The sequence below is a fragment of the Catalinimonas alkaloidigena genome, assembly GCF_900100765.1.
Classification (GTDB): domain Bacteria; phylum Bacteroidota; class Bacteroidia; order Cytophagales; family Flexibacteraceae; genus Mooreia; species Mooreia alkaloidigena.
On record NZ_FNFO01000007.1, the window covers coordinates 38,737 to 55,058 of the forward strand.

Below are 16,322 nucleotides of genomic sequence, written 5' to 3' on the forward strand. Positions count from 1 at the left end.
ATGCAAGTGATGGGCTCGGTTTTACTTTAGTGGGCCTGAGTTTCCACTTTTGCATTGACAATTAGTACTTTCGTCGTCTCGTGCGTCTTTCTGACCAGACGCAAAGCGGTCCCTATGCTGTTCAACTCCTTTCAGTTTCTTCTATTCTTTCCGATCGTTATTGCGGCTTATTTCGCCATTCCTTCCAAATGGCGTTGGGCGCTGCTGCTGGTGGCTAGCTACTACTTCTACATGTGCTGGCGCCCTGAATACATCATTCTGATTTTGTTTTCTACGGTGATCGATTACTGGGCGGGGCGCCAAATGGGAAATCGTGCGACACAGCGCGAGCGGCTGCCCTATCTGGTGATCAGTCTGATCATGAACTTAGGCTTATTGTTCAGCTTTAAATACCTGAATTTCTTTGGAGTCTTTATCTGGAAAGCACTTGCGACCGTAGGCTGGGAGCCCGGGCCAACGCCCTGGCATTGGGATATCCTTCTGCCGGTGGGGATCTCTTTTTACACGTTTCAGACCATGAGTTACTCCATTGATGTGTACAAAGGTGTGACTTCCCCAGAGCGGCATTTCGGACGATTTGCCTTATTCGTTTCGTTTTTCCCTCAGCTCGTCGCGGGACCCATCGAACGCTCTTCGCACTTATTACCGCAGTTTCGCCAGCACATGACCTTCGACTATGATCGGATTGCGGCGGGATTCCGACGGATGGCATGGGGTTTTTTTAAAAAGGTGGCCATTGCCGACAAGCTTGCCATCATCGTAAACGAAGTCTACAACCATACGGAGCGTTACGACGGCGATCCGGCTTCTCTCCTGATTGCTACCTTCTTTTTCGCTTTTCAGATTTACTGTGATTTTTCCGGCTATTCGGACATTGCCATCGGTGCTGCCCAGATCATGGGGTTTGACCTGATGGAAAATTTCCGGCAACCGTATTTTTCCAAATCAGTCAGTGAGTTCTGGAAACGCTGGCATATCTCGCTCTCTACTTGGTTTCGCGATTATGTCTACATTCCTCTGGGAGGCAACCGAGTGGTCAAGTGGCGGTGGTACTACAATTTGTTCATCACTTTTTTGGTAAGTGGGCTGTGGCATGGGGCCAACTACACATTCGTCATTTGGGGAGCGCTCCATGGTTTTTATCTGGTCAGTGCACTGGTGCTTAACGATCTCAGGCAAAAGATGCACGTCAGCATTCCTCTCTCGCAAAGCTCGGTTCTCTTGCAAAAGGATAGCTGGCCCTGGAAGACGTTGCACGTGGTGCTCACATTTGTGTTGGTGATATTCGCGTGGATTTTCTTCCGGGCCAATACGTTAACAGATGCGCAGTTCGTCCTTCGGAACTTACTCCGGTGGCCGACTGCGGCTTGGCAGTGGCAGAATTGGCATCTCTGGGAATACGTACTGACCTCGAAGGTGGTGGTAGGTTTCGGGCTAATTCTCGTGCTGATGGGAGTGGAGTTTTTACAAGGCCAAGGCTGGCTTACGGCACAGTGGCCCCGCCGCGTTCCCCGCCTTGTGCGCTACCCGGCTTATGCTGCCTTCGTCGCGATGATCTTCTTGTTAGGAGAGTTTGAAGCACAATCGTTCATCTATTTTCAATTTTGATGCGCACTTCTGTTCTAAAAGGGCTCTTGGGTGGATGGGGAGTTATAAGTCTGGCTTTGTTCCTGCTCTTAAAGCAGGAACGCCTGCCGGGGTGGATGAATACAGCATTGGAGGGGAAAAAAGGTGATCTGTACTACCTCACCAAGTTATCGGCGTTTAGCCAGGCACGAAATGATCAAGACTTCTTACAGCAGGAAAGCAAAACGTCCAGCAACCCTGAAAATGCTGATGTCCTGATCATGGGTGATAGCTTCATGCAGGTATTTGCGAAGGCTATCGATCGGTTTTCAACAAAGCACGATCAGCAAATCTATGTTGTCAGTACAAGACATAATCCGGCGCTACTGGAGCCGCTTTTCAAGATAAATACGTTTGAAAAATTGCTGCAAAAAACGCAGGTGAGGCGGAGACGTGGAGCGCCGCGCACGCTTATTGTAGAGAGTGTTGAGCGTGAGCTAATACGGCGTTTTGCTACGCCTCAACCTATCACCCAGCCTTCTGGACTTGAAAAAAGGTTTGCGGATCTGGCGTTTAGGGCACAAGCTAAATTTAATCAGTGGTTTGTTTTAAAACCTGTCAAAGTAGATTACTTTCTGAAACATAGTGTAGTAACCAGCGCTGCCTACGGAGCGTGGGCGGATGCACGCTTCGCCCTTTTTCAGGAAGTGCCGGGCAACCACCTCTATACCCGAAATCCTCCTTGGCTTTTCTTTGGCCCTACCCAAAGTAATTTTACGGACATTCGTCCTGATTCTTTGATCCAAGAAATCACGGCTAATCTTGTCCTCTTACAAGCGAAATTGTTGGGGCAGTATAACTTGAAACTGGTTTTTATGCCGGTTCCCGACAAACTCTCGGTGTATGGGCATCTGGTGACCGAAAAGCCCTATGATAACTTTGTGCCGCGTCTTTGCAAAGCGCTTGAACAGGCCCATGTACCTGTGATCTGTCTGTACGATGATTTCAAAGCCAGCGCTGAGCCGGTTTACCATCCGACCGATACCCATTGGAACCCTGACGGAATGCGCATTGCTGTGCAGAAGATAGAGCATTTTTTGCCTGCCAGCAACAGCGTATCTATGCAGGAAGGAACTGACCGGTAGCCTCTGGTGCCTAAGCGAAGGTATTCAGGGGAAGAGGCAACCAGATAGGGGGAAAAACGTAAGTTTGCAGGGTAGCCAACAAAAGGCCAGTCGAACATTATCATCCTCCTCACAGCATAAAAAGCTAACGGTAAGCAGAACCACTTACCACAGAGCTGCTTACTTCGGCTGGGAGTGAAGTATACAGCAAGTAGTTATTTTCATGATCGATTACTCTCAACAAGTTACCGTCTATTCGCCTGAGAGTGGATTACGTCGGCCCGGGAGCTTTTTCCGTAGCTTCTGGAAAGACCTTCTCGCCTCGCGCGAGTTAGCCTGGCGCTTGTTCATGCGCAATTTGCAGGCCAGGTACCGGCAGTCTATTTTAGGACACTTATGGGCTTTTATCCCTCCCATTGCTACTACGCTGGTCTGGGTTTTCCTGCGTGGAAGCAGTGTACTGAACATTGACGAGCCTAAGATTCCTTATGCCGCCTTTGTGCTGACCGGATCGTTGCTATGGCAATTTTTTTTGCAAGCCTTGAACGGACCATTGGGGATGGTACAAGGCGCACGCTCGATGCTGACCAAAATCAACTTTCCGCGCGAAGCATTGTTGTTGCAAGTCTTGTATAATAATATCTACAATTTTCTGATCAAGGCTACGCTGCTGGTCATCGTCTTTGTCGTGTATAAAGTAGTGCCCGATGAGCGGATCTTGCTGGCCCCCATCGGGATTTTTGGATTGATGATGTTTGGGTTTGCCATTGGATTACTGCTGATGCCGCTAAGTGTCTTGTACACGGACGTGAGCAATCTGGTCGGAGCCGTTATGCCCTTCATTTTCCTGTTGACGCCGATCATCTATCCGGTGCCCAAAACAGGCATTGCCGCTGTAGTAGGTAAGTACAATCCCATCAGTCCACTGATCAACACGGCTCGCGACTGGCTGACGGGCGTAACTCCCGAGTTTGCTCCCGAGTTCTGGATTATCACAGCTATTTCCATGGTGGTGTTCTTTCTGGGATTGATTCTATTTCGACTTGCCTTACCGCATCTGATTGCGCGCATCGGCTCTTAACAAAAGTTTATGAACGACGAAGTGTTGGTAAGCGTCGAAAACGTTTCCAAAAAATTTTGCAAGGACCTGAAGCGATCGCTCAGGTACGGGGTACAGGACATCGGCACCGAGTTGCTGGGACTACACACCCGACACGAACGTTTACGGCCCAAAGAGTTTTGGGCGGTCGATGACATCTCGTTTGAGTTGAAACGCGGAGAATGTCTCGGTCTGATTGGCCACAACGGCGCGGGGAAAAGTACCCTGCTGAAGATGTTGAACGGGTTGATCAAACCTGACAAGGGACGGATCACGATGAAAGGGCGTATCGGAGCCCTGATCGAGCTACAGGCTGGCTTTAACCCCATTCTGACCGGGCGTGAAAACATCTACATCAACGGTTCGTTGCTGGGGTTTACCAAGAAAGAGATAGACCAGAAGTTCGATGCCATTGTCGAGTTTGCAGAAATCGCCGAGTACATCGACACGCCCGTGCAGAACTACAGCTCCGGGATGAAAGTACGGCTGGGCTTTGCGGTGGCTTCGCAGATGGAGCCGGACGTGCTGATCATCGATGAAGTACTAGCCGTAGGCGATGTGGGATTTCGGATCAAATGCTTCAATGTGATTGCGGAACTGGTGCAGAAAGCTGCAGTCATTTTTGTTTCCCATGGGATGCCACAGGTAGCTCGTATTTCTTCGAGTGTCATGCTGATGGACAAAGGAAAAGAAGTATATCATGGGACAGACGTAGGGAAAGGGGCTGAGCTCTACTATCGATCATTTGATAGTAGCGCTGAGTCAGTGGTATATGGCGACTACCCGCATATGATGCGGAATCTACGTATCTACACAGACGATACAGAAGATACTAACGCCTTCAAGCATCTGGATACCTTGCATATTCAGTTTGACCTATCGTTGCCTGATGCGTTTTCTCCTTTTCGGATGGTCGTCATTATACATGATAATGACTTAAAACCCATTGCGACGGTTTCCAAGAGGGTAGATCATCAGCCGGCCGGAGAATTCAACATCCAGCTAACGGTTCCATCGGTAGCTTTAGATACCGGTAAATACGATGTTGCAATTGCTTTCTACCATTTTGATACTCTTGAGCGACCTACTGTTCTGGCCAACTACCGAAGCGTAGGCAACTTCTACATTAACAACACTCGAGCTGCCTCAGGAGCACCTTTCTCATTACCTGCGGAGTGGGACATTTCGCAACTAATTTCAAAAACATGAAGCGACTCATCAAAAGTTTTTGGCCTAAGTCGTTAGAGAAGGAGATGCCAAGCCAAGACAAAGACACATCTTCAGTGGAAGTTTACACTCCTAAACCAGACGACTTTTTTCTGGTTTCCTACCCTAAATCCGGGAGCACATGGGTGCGATTCCTGTTAGCGAATTACTTCTTTGATGCAGATATCGACTTTGTTTCGATACGGCCATTTGTTCCTGACCTGCATAGCAATAGAGATTTGGTCGATAACCTACAGAAATCGCCCCGTATTATCAAACATCACTTGCTCTTCGAAGAGCGCTTTGAAAAGGCCATCTACGTGGTGCGTGACGGGCGCGACGTAGCAGTAAGTTATTATTTTTTCAACCAGATGCAGGGGCAGATTTCCAAAGAAACGAGCTTCTCTGAGTACTTGAGAAAGCACTTTTTTAAGGACCTAAAACCGTTTGGAAGTTGGGGGACAAATGTCCAATCTTGGTTAGCGCATACCCATGACAGGCAGATAATTGTCGTGCGCTACGAAGATTTGTTAAAAGATGCGGCTACAGAATTGGAGCGAATTGTTACTTGGATGGGGCAGCCGCTTGATGCTCAGAAGATAGCGCGGGCTGTAGAGCACTCACAACTGAAGGCGATGCGAGAGGCGGAGTACAAGTCGTTGAAGCGAGGACCTGAATCTGAACATAAGTTTACTAGAAAAGGCGTCTCTGGAGATTGGAAAAATCACTTTTCTGACGAAGACCTGAAATGTTTTCAAGAAAAATTCGGTGAGCAATTAAGTGCATTAAAGTACGGATAATATGCTTGAAAATATATCATTCCTAGCTACATGTGTCGGTGCTTATGGTGATTCTGGATTAGGCACAGGCGGTTTTTTTTTATGGCATCGCGGTGAAGGTGTCGTAATCGATAATCTAGATTCTACCGGACTAGTTTTTACAAAAGGGTTATGTTATCGTTTCATAAGAGCATTGCAAACTTTGGTTATTTATGATGCATCAGGCGTACGCTCTACTGTAAGGCTATCAGAGGCAAAAGATGTACATGATATCTATGTAACTGAAAAGGAGGTAATAGTTGTTTCAACAGGAACGAATGAGGTGCATTGGTACGACTGGCGAGGGGAAATAATACGAAAATGGAGCCCTGGGGGGAATGGCGATGCATGGCATTTAAACTGCTTATACGGGGTAGATACGGAGATCTATATATCAGCATTTGGTAAGTTCGATAATCACCGTGACTGGAACGGCAACTGTCGTGATACAGGTTTTGTCATGAAAATGCATACAGAGGAGCTAATTATTGAGGGATTAAGCGGGCCACACAATCCTAGAAAGATACATAACCGATGGCTGATATGTGACTCTCATAAAAGAGGCATTCGGATAATTGAGAATGGTGAGAATAATTTTGTTAACCTAGGAGGCTTTACAAGAGGAATTGCTGTGACTTCAAAAGGTTGGTTGGTTGGTGTGAGTGCTGATCGTAAGTCAGCGCTTGAGAACCCAACGGGAAAGATAAAACTTGTAGAGTCTGAAAGGTGTGAAATAATGGAAGAAGTGTCTGTACCTTTTCCAGAGATATACGATATCGTAGAAATTACTCCTGAGTTTGGAAGTGCAATTATTTCTGATCCAAGCAAGTATTTGATAAGCTTGAGTGATAAGGAAAAGGCAAATTTAAAAAATCAAGTAAACTTAGGTCTGGAAGAAATCTATCGGCAGAATGCTATCATAGATCATCTCAAGAAAAAGAATGCTTATTTAGCTAAAAAAAAATCCAAAGACAGTTTGTTTAAAAAAGTATTTCATAGAATAAAGAGTAGGCTTGGTTGATATGGGGCTTATTAATATATTAAGATGGATTAAGTTTGTTTATAAAAATGATCCATCAGTATTACAAAAGGCAAATCAGTTGAGTATTGCTAAAAATATTAGTATGCCTAAGGATTTAGCTATAATTGAGGATGCAGCTGTATTGTACCCTGAGGCTACTATTAAGAATTTTCAAAAAAATAGAAACAAAATAGTTATAAAGAGAAATTCAAGAATAAGAGGGCACTTAAAGTTACTGGCCTATGGCGGATATATTGAAATTGGAGAGAACAGTTACATAGGTGAAAATACACAGATATGGTCAGGAGAGCTTGTGAAAATTGGCAAGAATGTCCTGATTTCTCATGGCGTGAGTATAATTGATACAGATTCTCATGAGTTGAATAGTAGTGATAGAGTAGATACTTATTTATCATTACTCAAAGATGGCCCTCCTACAGACCAGGGTTCTATAAAAACTGGTAGTATCATTATCCACGATGAAGCTTGGATAAGTTTTAATGCAATTATTTTAAAAGGTGTAACGATTGGAAAGGGCGCGATCGTTGCGGCAGGAACAATCGTTACCAAAAACGTTCCTGATTATGCGGTGGTCGCTGGCAATCCAGCTAAAATTATAAGGTATACTACCTGATGACGTGGGAAGAAACAATTGAGTACATCCGCAAGACACCGGCCTATGCTTCGTTGGTGCGCGATGCATATCTGGATGCCGATCTTGCAGCTAATGTTGTACTTTTTCGACAGAGCGAAGAGTTTCAGGAAACCCTCCGCCTATTACGGCACTATCATCCGCAGGCCCAATCTATACTAGACATTGGCAGCGGAAATGGAATTAGTGCGGTAGCTTTTTCTTTGGAAGGCTATCGCGTCACAGCTGTTGAGCCTGACCCAAGTGAAACCATTGGGGCGGGAGCCATTCGGCGCTTGAAAACGGAGTATAACCTGTCGGAGTTAGAGGTATACGAAGCTTTGGCTGAGGAAATTCAGTTTGCTGATGCTTCGTTTGATGTCGTGTATGTAAGACAAGCCATGCACCATGCGCGTGACCTGAAACAATTTGTAAAGGAAGCGGGGCGTGTGCTCAAAAAAGACGGCCTCTATTTTACAGTACGTGACCACGTCGTATTCAACGACGGCGATAAGGTTTGGTTTCTTGACAATCATCCGCTGCAGCAGTACTATGGTGGTGAGAATGCCTTTACGCCAGGGCAATACCAGGAAGCTATAATAGAGGCGGGGATAGCTTTACTTAAAGAATTCCAATATTATGACAGCGTGCTGAACTACTTCCCGTTGACAACGGCGCAAGTGCAAAAGATGCTTGCTCAACAGCAGCGCAAATTTGTTCAACGCCAGCCTTTTCCTTTGCGTGTGTTGATCAATCGCCTTCCATGGTTGCGTCATAAAATAATTCCCCAGAGCTTGGACGAACGCAAAGTGCCAGGACGTATGTATAGCTATATAGGTCGTAAACAATGAAAATAGTAATTATAGGGAGTAAAGGATTTATTGGGTCACATTGCCTTGCTTATTTTCGGTCACAAGCCGACATAGAAGCTTGGGGGTGTGATGTTGTTACCGATTATGTAGACTCAAATTACTTTCTGATCGACGCCACCAATGCCGATTATCGGGAAGTATTCCGTGACCAAGGGTTCGAAGTTTGCATAAATTGCTCAGGGGCTGCTAGTGTGCCGCAATCGCTCGAACATCCCTTGCGAGATTATACACTCAATACCAACAACGTCTTCCGTATGTTGGAAGCCATCCGGCAATTCTCACCGCACTGTCGTTTTATCAACTTGTCGAGTGCTGCTGTATACGGTAATCCATTGTGGTTGCCGATCACCGAAGATGTACCGGTTCGACCGCTTTCGCCCTACGGATGGCACAAGCAGTATAGTGAGCAAATTTGCCAGGAATTTCACGATAGTTTTTCGTTGAGGACGTGTTGTCTGCGTATCTTCTCAGCCTATGGTCCAGGCCTTCGCAAACAGTTCTTCTGGGATTTACATACAAAAGCTCAACGAAATCAGAAAGTTGAACTGTGGGGTACCGGCCAGCAAACACGTGATTTCATCTACATCGATGACCTGATTCAAGTGATTGCTTTAGTGATTAAGCAAGGGGAGTTTGCCGGAACGATCTACAATGTGGCAAATGGGGAAGAAGTAAGTATAGGTGAAGCCGCTTCTGTATTCATGGAGCACTATCCTGTTCAGGCAGACCTCAAGTTCAGTGGATACGAACGACCGGGCGACCCTTTGCGTTGGTGTGCTGACATACGCAAAATCAAAGCGATGGGATATCATCAGCAAGTAAGTTTGACTGAGGGATTAAAAAGATATGTACAGTGGCTCGAAGAAAAATAGGTATAGTATTTTATAACACCCCAGAATGGATTGGGGGCGTGTATTACATCCTTAATTTAGTCAGTGCTCTGAAACGTCTGCCTAACGAGCAGAAACCACATCTGGTCATCTTCACCGAACAAGAAGATGACTTTACTATGGTACAGCAGACCGGCTACCCATATTTGTCAGTGCGCTATTTCCCACAGTATTTTCATCTTCCTGAAAAAAGTCTGGAAAAAAAGATAAATGCATGGAGTCAACGTTTGTTTAGACGGAATCTTTTAGAACGTCGTCCTACAGCAAATGATGCTAAGGTGGTTTTTCCTCTAAACTTGTGGCACAAGAGCTTCAATAGATACTTTAGTTTGATACCACATAAAATATATTGGATTGCTGATTTTCAGGAACGCAAGCTGCCACAGCTATTTGATGAAAGCGAGCTTGCTGATCGTAAACGCTTTCAAGAGATGCTGGCTAGAGGTAGAAAGAATGTAGTTTTCAGCAGTAATAGTGCCGCTCAGGAATTCCGCCATTACTATCCTGAGGCTACTACCCATGTGCATGTCATGCCCTTTGCTGTAACACACCCACCTTATCAGCATTTAGACTTAGACGCAATTAGACAGAAATATGGCTTGACGCAGCCGTATTTTTTTTCACCGAATCAGTTTTGGGTTCATAAGAACCATCGTATTGTTTTAGAAGCAATAAAAGTGCTGAGTCGAACGCAGCCTGATTTTGTAGTAGCTTTCTCAGGCAAGCAAGAAGATTATCGCGTTGCAAATCATTTCCAGTCACTTCAGGATTTTATACAGGAAAATCATCTCAATAAATATGTGCGATTTTTAGGGTTTTTGGATCGTGATGAACAGCTAAAGATTATGGAAGGAGCGGAAGCAATTATTCAACCTTCGCTTTCAGAGGGTTGGAGCACTGTAGTGGAAGATGCGAAAGCGATGAATCAAAGAGTGCTGGCCTCCAATTTAGATGTTCATCAGGAGCAATTGCATGAACAGGGGCAATATTTCGATCCAACTGATGCTAGCGAGTTAGCCCAGCTTATGCAGAAGGCCCTTGCGGTGGATAGAGATAGGCCTGCTTTTAAGTACGATGAATCTGTAGATTTTTTTGCTGAGCGATTTTTACATATAGTAGATAGCATTACTGCTAAATAGTAAATAGATGTTACCTAAAATAACGGTTATTACTCCTTCTTTCAATCAGGGGAAATACTTAGAAGATACAATCAACTCTGTTTTGTATCAAAGCTATCCAAACTTAGAGTACATACTCATGGATGCCGGTAGTACGGATGAATCTCTTGATATTATTAAAAAGTACGAGCGCCACCTTGCTTATTGGGTAAGCGAGCCGGACGAAGGACAAGCTGACGCTATAAATAAAGGTTTTGCCAGAGCAACCGGTGATATCATTTGCTGGCTCAACTCTGATGATTACTACCTGCCAGGGACTTTAAAGTTTGTTGCCGAAAACTTAGCAAATAAAGATGATTCGATTCTTTGTGGTAATTGTGTCCATATAGTAGAAGGAAAATCAAGGGCTTATCCAAGTAAAGTGCACAGTACACTTAATAAATTAGATATTAAGTATTGTGATACTATAGTGCAGCCAAGTAGTTTCTGGCCAAGGGTACTTTGGGAAAATATTGGGAAATTAGATATCTCGATGCACTACGCATTTGACTGGGAATGGTACATCCGGGCTCAAATAGCCGGAGCAAAGTTTATCCCAACGGCCAAGAACTTATCGGTTTATCGTATCCATGAAGAACATAAAACGGGTACTGGAGGTGAGAAACGCCTTCTGGAAATCAAGCGCATCATTGAGCGATATCACGGCGAAGCCACGGGAGATGCCTTTTGGGCCATACATGAAAAGATCGATGAGATCAGAAATATGCGTAAACGGCTACAAAGATGGGGGCTTGACCGAGCCGAGGGAAAAATTCTTAAAGCAATGGTACCCCAAGCAAAACATTTAAGTTGGTTTGAGATTGTTCAATTAAGCTATATGGCAAAAGAAATTGTAGTTTAACTCTGTGAAAAATAAGGGCTGATTCTAATTTTATTAATGACTGCTTCTGATGGCAAAGTTCGATAAATTGATATTCCTACATATTCCTAAAGCGGGAGGATCTACACTGAAAGATGTCTTAAATAGGTATTATTCAGAAGAGAATGTCTATTATCTAGAGGTTATCGATCAACGAATGCAATTGAAAGAGTTTATAGATCTTCCTAAAGAAAAAAAGGAATCCATCCAGCTGTTAGAAGGCCATATGGGGTTTGGATTGCATAACTATTTTGAGCGTAAAGAACAGGTTAAGTATATCACATTCTTTAGAAATCCGGTTGATAGGTTGATTTCTTTATATTACTACATTCTTAAGAATAAAGACCATTACCTGTATGACGAAGTGAAATCTAAAAATTATGCGCTCAGGGATTTTTTGATGAGTGATCTGACCACAGAATTGGATAATGGTATGACAAGGGTGATCGCAGGAAAGTATCCGCCTATAAATCAATGTAATGATGAGATGTTCTATACAGCCATAGACCATCTGCAACAGTATTTTGTTGGCTTCGGTATCATGGAGCGCTATGATGAAAGCTTAGCATATTTTCAAAAAAAACTAGCGTTGGACTCAGTTCCTTTTTATAAAAAGGTAAATGTTAACAGAGAAAGAAAAGAAGTAATTGATAATGAGTTGGCTACTTTGATAAGAGAACGTAACTTTTTAGACGTAAGGATATATGAATGGGCTCTCATTCATTTTGAAAAAGAACTATTGAATCTAAATGATATAGATCATTCACTACAACTCATCAGAGAATGCAGCAAAGCATACAGTGAAGGTAGGGTGAACGTTTCTACAACACTTTCCAGAAAAATATATCAGGAGGGCTATTGGCAGGGATATAAAGATGCTTCTCGTGACTTTCATCCTATAAGGAGAGTCAAAGCGTGGTTAACAAGAAAGAGATAAGGTGTGAGAGCAGGATGAATTAGCCGCAAATCTAAGCTTAAATAGGACAACTGATGTGTGCACAATTCCATGGGGATCATTAAAAGATGGACTGGCAAACTTTTCCCACCGGCTAAAGAGCCTGACGTGCTACTTTTTGCTAGCCGGCGAGGGGGGTCTACAGTAGTAGCCCAAATGTTAGCATCTACACCAGGGACATTATTGGTTGATCAGCCTTTCGATCTTTTTAAACCCGATATACCTGAAGGGCAGCTCAAGTTACAATACCTTCCTCAAAAAGAGCTAAGCCAGTTTATTACGTTATCATCTGACGATGAAGAAAAAGTTAGAACGTATCTGAAGCTTATCATTTCTGGAAATTTATTTCGGGGGGCACATTATAAATCTGCGTGCCGTAAAGTGCTCAAAATAGTAAATGCTTCTCCATTAATAGATTGGATGGCAGATTTACCAAATATTAAAATAGTATATCTAGCTCGCCATCCGGCTGCACAAGCGCTATCTGTCGTAAAGAACCAATGGGGAATAACAGCTAAGCCCTATTTGGATGACGTTAGATGGCGTTCGGCATATCTTAACAAAGAGCAGATTCAACTAGGGTATCAGTTGCTGGAATCAGGAACATATTTGGAAAAAGCTGTATTGAATTGGATACTAGAAAATATATATCCACTTCAGTTTAGTGACACTGAAAAGCTCGTGCTTTTTTATGAGGATTTGATTACCCAGCCTGACCTTGAAATACAAAAAATCTGTGAATTCGCCAAGATAGCAAAACCGCATGCGCTTAAGAATGTGTTAGCAACGCCATCGAAAAGCTATCGTCTTAGTGATCCAACTACTATCAAAGCAATTAACGAAGGAGAAAGTCTCGGAATTATATATAAGTGGCAGTCCGAAATGACCTCTTTGCAAACCGAAGCCTTACAATTAATCTTGGATACTTTTAAAGTCACGTGTTATCGGATGGATACACCCTTCCCGTGTAAATAATCCGTACAAATTCCTATTTATGCCTAGAGTTTCTGTGATATTGCCAACATTTAATAGTTACAGTTTTATAAAGGAGCGTTTAGAGACGATCCTGCAGCAAACGTTAAGTGATTGGGAATGCATTGTGATTGATGGTATGTCTACTGATGGCAGTTGGAACTTTTTACAGAATAAAGCGGCGAGCGACACTCGTTTCAGGTTATATCAATACCCGCCTAAAGGGCCTTACGATGCCTGGAATAAAGGAATAGAAAAAGCAAAGAGTGAGTACGTATATATAGCTACCAGTGACGATACTATGTATACTGACTGTCTGGAAACTATGGTCAATGCCCTAGACCTAAACCCTGATTGTGATATTGCGCACTGCAATCTTATCATTATTGACGAACATGGGAAACCATTTATGGATAAATGGCAATGGCGTCAGTTTATGCCAGGAATATATTTTAATGGATGGTTGGATCAGCCGCATAAACGCTTGGCTCCGCACGATGGGATATTGCATGCCAGTTTACACACTGTATATCATTCTATAACTCAGCTATTAGTTCGAAAAGTTCTTTTCGATAAAGTAGGGGCATTCTCGACTAGATTTGGTGCAATCAGCGATTTTGAGTGGGGAATGCGTGTGTCACTGATAGCGAATACGGTTCATATACCCCGTCCGTTGGCTACTTGGCGGGTACATGGTCAACAGCTGACCCAAGGTAATAAAAACATACATGAAAAAATTTATCATACGAGTCAGCTCATCAAACTCGTTAAGTATGCTTTTCGAAAAGCCGTGCATATAAAGCCCAAATTAAAAGGTATAAGTTTGTTTGAGCTATTGTATCCATATTTTCGTGAGATGTTCTACTATGAGTCGAAGCTGGAAAAAAATAGATATTTATTCTTGCTCAAATGGCTTTTGATAAGGCCGGATGTGGTTTATCATTTTCTTAAGATTCCTGAAATGTTTTCTTCTGAAATGCGATTGCGTCAGGAAAATATTATGTGGACTAGAAAGGCCTTACGAGACTTTGATCTTAATGGTCATTTGGTAAACTTAGCTAGTTAGTATGTGTGGAACAAAAAGACGGATATTGCGGTTCACCCCTTTTGAAAGCGATGCTTGGGGGGGGGGCGGTAAAAGAAGGAGCGCTCAAGTTTCTGAGATTTTGTCGGAGATACCGAAAGTTGAAGTCTTATCCATAAACAAGGTTATTAGGTTTAATAACTACTCCCTCAAGAGAGCGATAGGGTATTATCAGCAAGGCCTTGCGATAAAAAGAAAACACCAAATCCCGTGCTCCAATCATCTATTGATTGTAGCAAATCTGGCAATTGCCTACAAACAATACCTGGAATTGATAAGGACCTATTGGCCGGTTGATAAAATTATATGGGAAAGTGGGAGCGGTTATTCAGGTATAATGGACTTTGTGCTACCCTGCGTTGCTGTAGATCTAGGAGTTGATGTTATAGCGCTTCCGCATAATTTAGATTCGCTGGTCCCAACAAGACGCTTCTCATTATCAGGTGAAGTTTCTCCAAATTGGCTCAACAAGGAGATACACTTTCTTAAAAAGTGTAGTCAAGTCTTTACAATATCAGCGGAAGAGTTGTGGTTATTGCAGTTACATGCGATACCTACTAGCTATTTACCCTATTATCCTTCGGAACCAGTCGCTGCAGAACTTCAAAAGATACGAGATTTTCGGTCTGCATCGCAGCAAAGCGAGCATGTACTCATGTTAGGGACAGCTCGCAACCCACCTACTCGTATGGGAATGGAAGAAGCTTTAAATCATCTTACTAATACTCCAATAGAAGTCATAGTCGCTGGATTTGGAACTGAAACTTTGCAAGAGAATTACAAAAGATTTGCGAATATTCATGTTCAAGGTGAAATTACTCATGAGCAACTCATGGCTTTACTGAGACGGGTGAAAGCAGCACTTATTCATACTGTGCCGAGCTCTGGTGCTCTGACTAGAATTCCCGAGTTACTTAAGGCTGGGTTGCCTGTAGTTACAAGCGAGGTAGCAGCACGTTCCTATAACCATATCGAAGGAATACATATTTATAAACAGTTAGCGGATATACCTCAACTGTTGATGAAGAAATTGTCGGTAGGAGATTATCCATCAATTAGGTGTCATATAGAAAACTTTATAAAATATGTGTAAAGTAAAGGCCTGTATATTTTGAATTTTGCCCATATCATCAATCCAGTACAGGTTAAAGCAACCTCAGATCTGTTCGTGGCCCAACCCGTTACGTTCGAAAGTATGGCCCGGGCACGGCAAAACGGTGCTGCCTTGGCGCAGGTGACGTTGCTGACGGCCCAGTATCCGGAAGATCGCGATATCATTCCAGAATGGTATGTACAGACGCCCGATTTGATCGAATCAGTGCTGGATAAAACGAGTTTCCGAAAAGAGCGCAAGCTGCCGATCATGCGGCACATACTCGATCGGCTCTATGATGGTACCGCTGAGGATACAGATTATCTGATTTACAGCAATGCCGACATCGCCCTTATGCCCTTCTTCTATGAGGCCATTGCAAAAATTATAGAGCAGGGGTATGATGCTTTTGTGATCAACCGGCGTACCATTTCAAAAGATTTTACGCAGCCGGAAGAGCTCCCGTTAATGTATGCCGAGGTGGGGAAGAAACACCCCGGCTTCGACTGTTTCGTATTTCGACGAAGCTTGTATCCTCAATTCATCTTGGGAGATGCCTGCTTGGGAGCTAATTGGATTGGTCGAGTGCTCATCGTCAACCTGATGGCGTTTGCCAATAAGTTCCGTGTCTTCGAGCAAGCCCACCTCACCTTTCATTTGGGTGACGATCGGAGCTGGCGTAATCCGGATTTTGCCGATTACGATGCGTTTAATCGTCAGGCGCTCATCACCATCATCCATCAGTTGCTGGAAAAACCTCATGTGCAGCAGAAGCCGGAAGTTGTGCATTTTTTTCAGGAAATCCTGAAGCGAGATCTAAAGTATGGTGTTGATCCTCAACAACAAAGAGAGCAAGAACAGACTCCTTTTCTCCCAAAATTAACTTTGTGGATACGTAAGGTTTTACATAAGTTGGCAGAAAGAATGGCCAGGAAATTAGGTAAGTAGCGGGCA

At 43.7% G+C, this 16,322-nt stretch carries 16 protein-coding genes; all 16 read left to right on the forward strand.

Annotated features, from left to right (window positions below; genetic code table 11):
• Nucleotides 1-114: 114 nt before the first annotated feature.
• The 16 genes from BLR44_RS17185 (at nt 115) to BLR44_RS17260 (ending at nt 16,316) form a co-directional block, all read left to right on the forward strand.
• Entirely contained in the window at nt 115-1,608 is a 1,494-nt protein-coding gene (locus tag BLR44_RS17185) for an MBOAT family O-acyltransferase (RefSeq protein WP_089684259.1), read from the forward strand.
• Entirely contained in the window at nt 1,608-2,711 is a 1,104-nt protein-coding gene (locus BLR44_RS17190; protein WP_089684261.1) for an alginate O-acetyltransferase AlgX-related protein, read from the forward strand. The genes BLR44_RS17185 and BLR44_RS17190 overlap by 1 nt, the downstream gene beginning before the upstream one ends.
• Nucleotides 2,712-2,913: 202 nt before the next feature.
• Nucleotides 2,914-3,771 (forward strand): ABC transporter permease, encoded by an 858-nt coding sequence (locus BLR44_RS17195; protein WP_089684263.1) that lies wholly within the window; start codon nt 2,914-2,916, stop codon nt 3,769-3,771.
• Nucleotides 3,772-3,780: 9 nt separating this feature from the next.
• The gene (locus tag BLR44_RS17200; protein ID WP_089684266.1) at nt 3,781-4,998 is read left to right on the forward strand and encodes an ABC transporter ATP-binding protein; all 1,218 of its coding nucleotides are present in this window, start codon (nt 3,781-3,783) and stop codon (nt 4,996-4,998) included.
• Nucleotides 4,995-5,795, forward strand: coding sequence for a sulfotransferase domain-containing protein (locus tag BLR44_RS17205; protein WP_089684268.1), 801 nt, complete (start codon nt 4,995-4,997; stop codon nt 5,793-5,795). Before BLR44_RS17200 ends, BLR44_RS17205 begins: the two co-directional genes overlap by 4 nt.
• 1 nt (nt 5,796) lies before the next feature.
• On the forward strand, nt 5,797-6,834 hold the full coding sequence (locus BLR44_RS17210) for a DUF4915 domain-containing protein (RefSeq protein ID WP_089684270.1): 1,038 nt from the start codon (nt 5,797-5,799) through the stop codon (nt 6,832-6,834).
• 103 nt (nt 6,835-6,937) lie between these two features.
• Nucleotides 6,938-7,468, forward strand: a complete 531-nt coding sequence (locus BLR44_RS17215) for an acyltransferase (protein ID WP_410493100.1) — start codon at nt 6,938-6,940, stop codon at nt 7,466-7,468.
• Nucleotides 7,468-8,316, forward strand: coding sequence for a class I SAM-dependent methyltransferase (locus BLR44_RS17220; protein WP_089684275.1), 849 nt, complete (start codon nt 7,468-7,470; stop codon nt 8,314-8,316). Before BLR44_RS17215 ends, BLR44_RS17220 begins: the two co-directional genes overlap by 1 nt.
• Entirely contained in the window at nt 8,313-9,209 is an 897-nt protein-coding gene (locus BLR44_RS17225) for an NAD-dependent epimerase/dehydratase family protein (RefSeq protein ID WP_089684277.1), read from the forward strand. Before BLR44_RS17220 ends, BLR44_RS17225 begins: the two co-directional genes overlap by 4 nt.
• Nucleotides 9,191-10,366 (forward strand): glycosyltransferase family 4 protein, encoded by a 1,176-nt coding sequence (locus BLR44_RS17230; RefSeq protein ID WP_089684279.1) that lies wholly within the window; start codon nt 9,191-9,193, stop codon nt 10,364-10,366. The genes BLR44_RS17225 and BLR44_RS17230 overlap by 19 nt, the downstream gene beginning before the upstream one ends.
• Before the next feature lie 7 nt (nt 10,367-10,373).
• Nucleotides 10,374-11,246, forward strand: coding sequence for a glycosyltransferase family 2 protein (locus BLR44_RS17235; protein ID WP_089684281.1), 873 nt, complete (start codon nt 10,374-10,376; stop codon nt 11,244-11,246).
• 49 nt (nt 11,247-11,295) lie between these two features.
• On the forward strand, nt 11,296-12,201 hold the full coding sequence (locus BLR44_RS17240; protein ID WP_089684283.1) for a sulfotransferase family 2 domain-containing protein: 906 nt from the start codon (nt 11,296-11,298) through the stop codon (nt 12,199-12,201).
• Nucleotides 12,202-12,270: 69 nt separating this feature from the next.
• Entirely contained in the window at nt 12,271-13,194 is a 924-nt protein-coding gene (locus BLR44_RS17245) for a sulfotransferase domain-containing protein (protein ID WP_089684285.1), read from the forward strand.
• A gap of 19 nt (nt 13,195-13,213) precedes the next feature.
• Complete coding sequence (locus BLR44_RS17250; RefSeq protein WP_089684288.1) at nt 13,214-14,257, forward strand: glycosyltransferase; 1,044 nt, start codon at nt 13,214-13,216, stop codon at nt 14,255-14,257.
• A gap of 1 nt (nt 14,258) precedes the next feature.
• Nucleotides 14,259-15,368 carry a hypothetical protein gene (locus BLR44_RS17255; protein ID WP_089684290.1) on the forward strand — a complete coding sequence of 370 codons (1,110 nt, stop codon included), beginning with the start codon at nt 14,259-14,261 and terminating at the stop codon, nt 15,366-15,368.
• Nucleotides 15,369-15,386: 18 nt separating this feature from the next.
• Nucleotides 15,387-16,316, forward strand: a complete 930-nt coding sequence (locus BLR44_RS17260; protein ID WP_089684292.1) for a hypothetical protein — start codon at nt 15,387-15,389, stop codon at nt 16,314-16,316.
• The last annotated feature ends 6 nt before the right edge of the window (nt 16,317-16,322 follow it).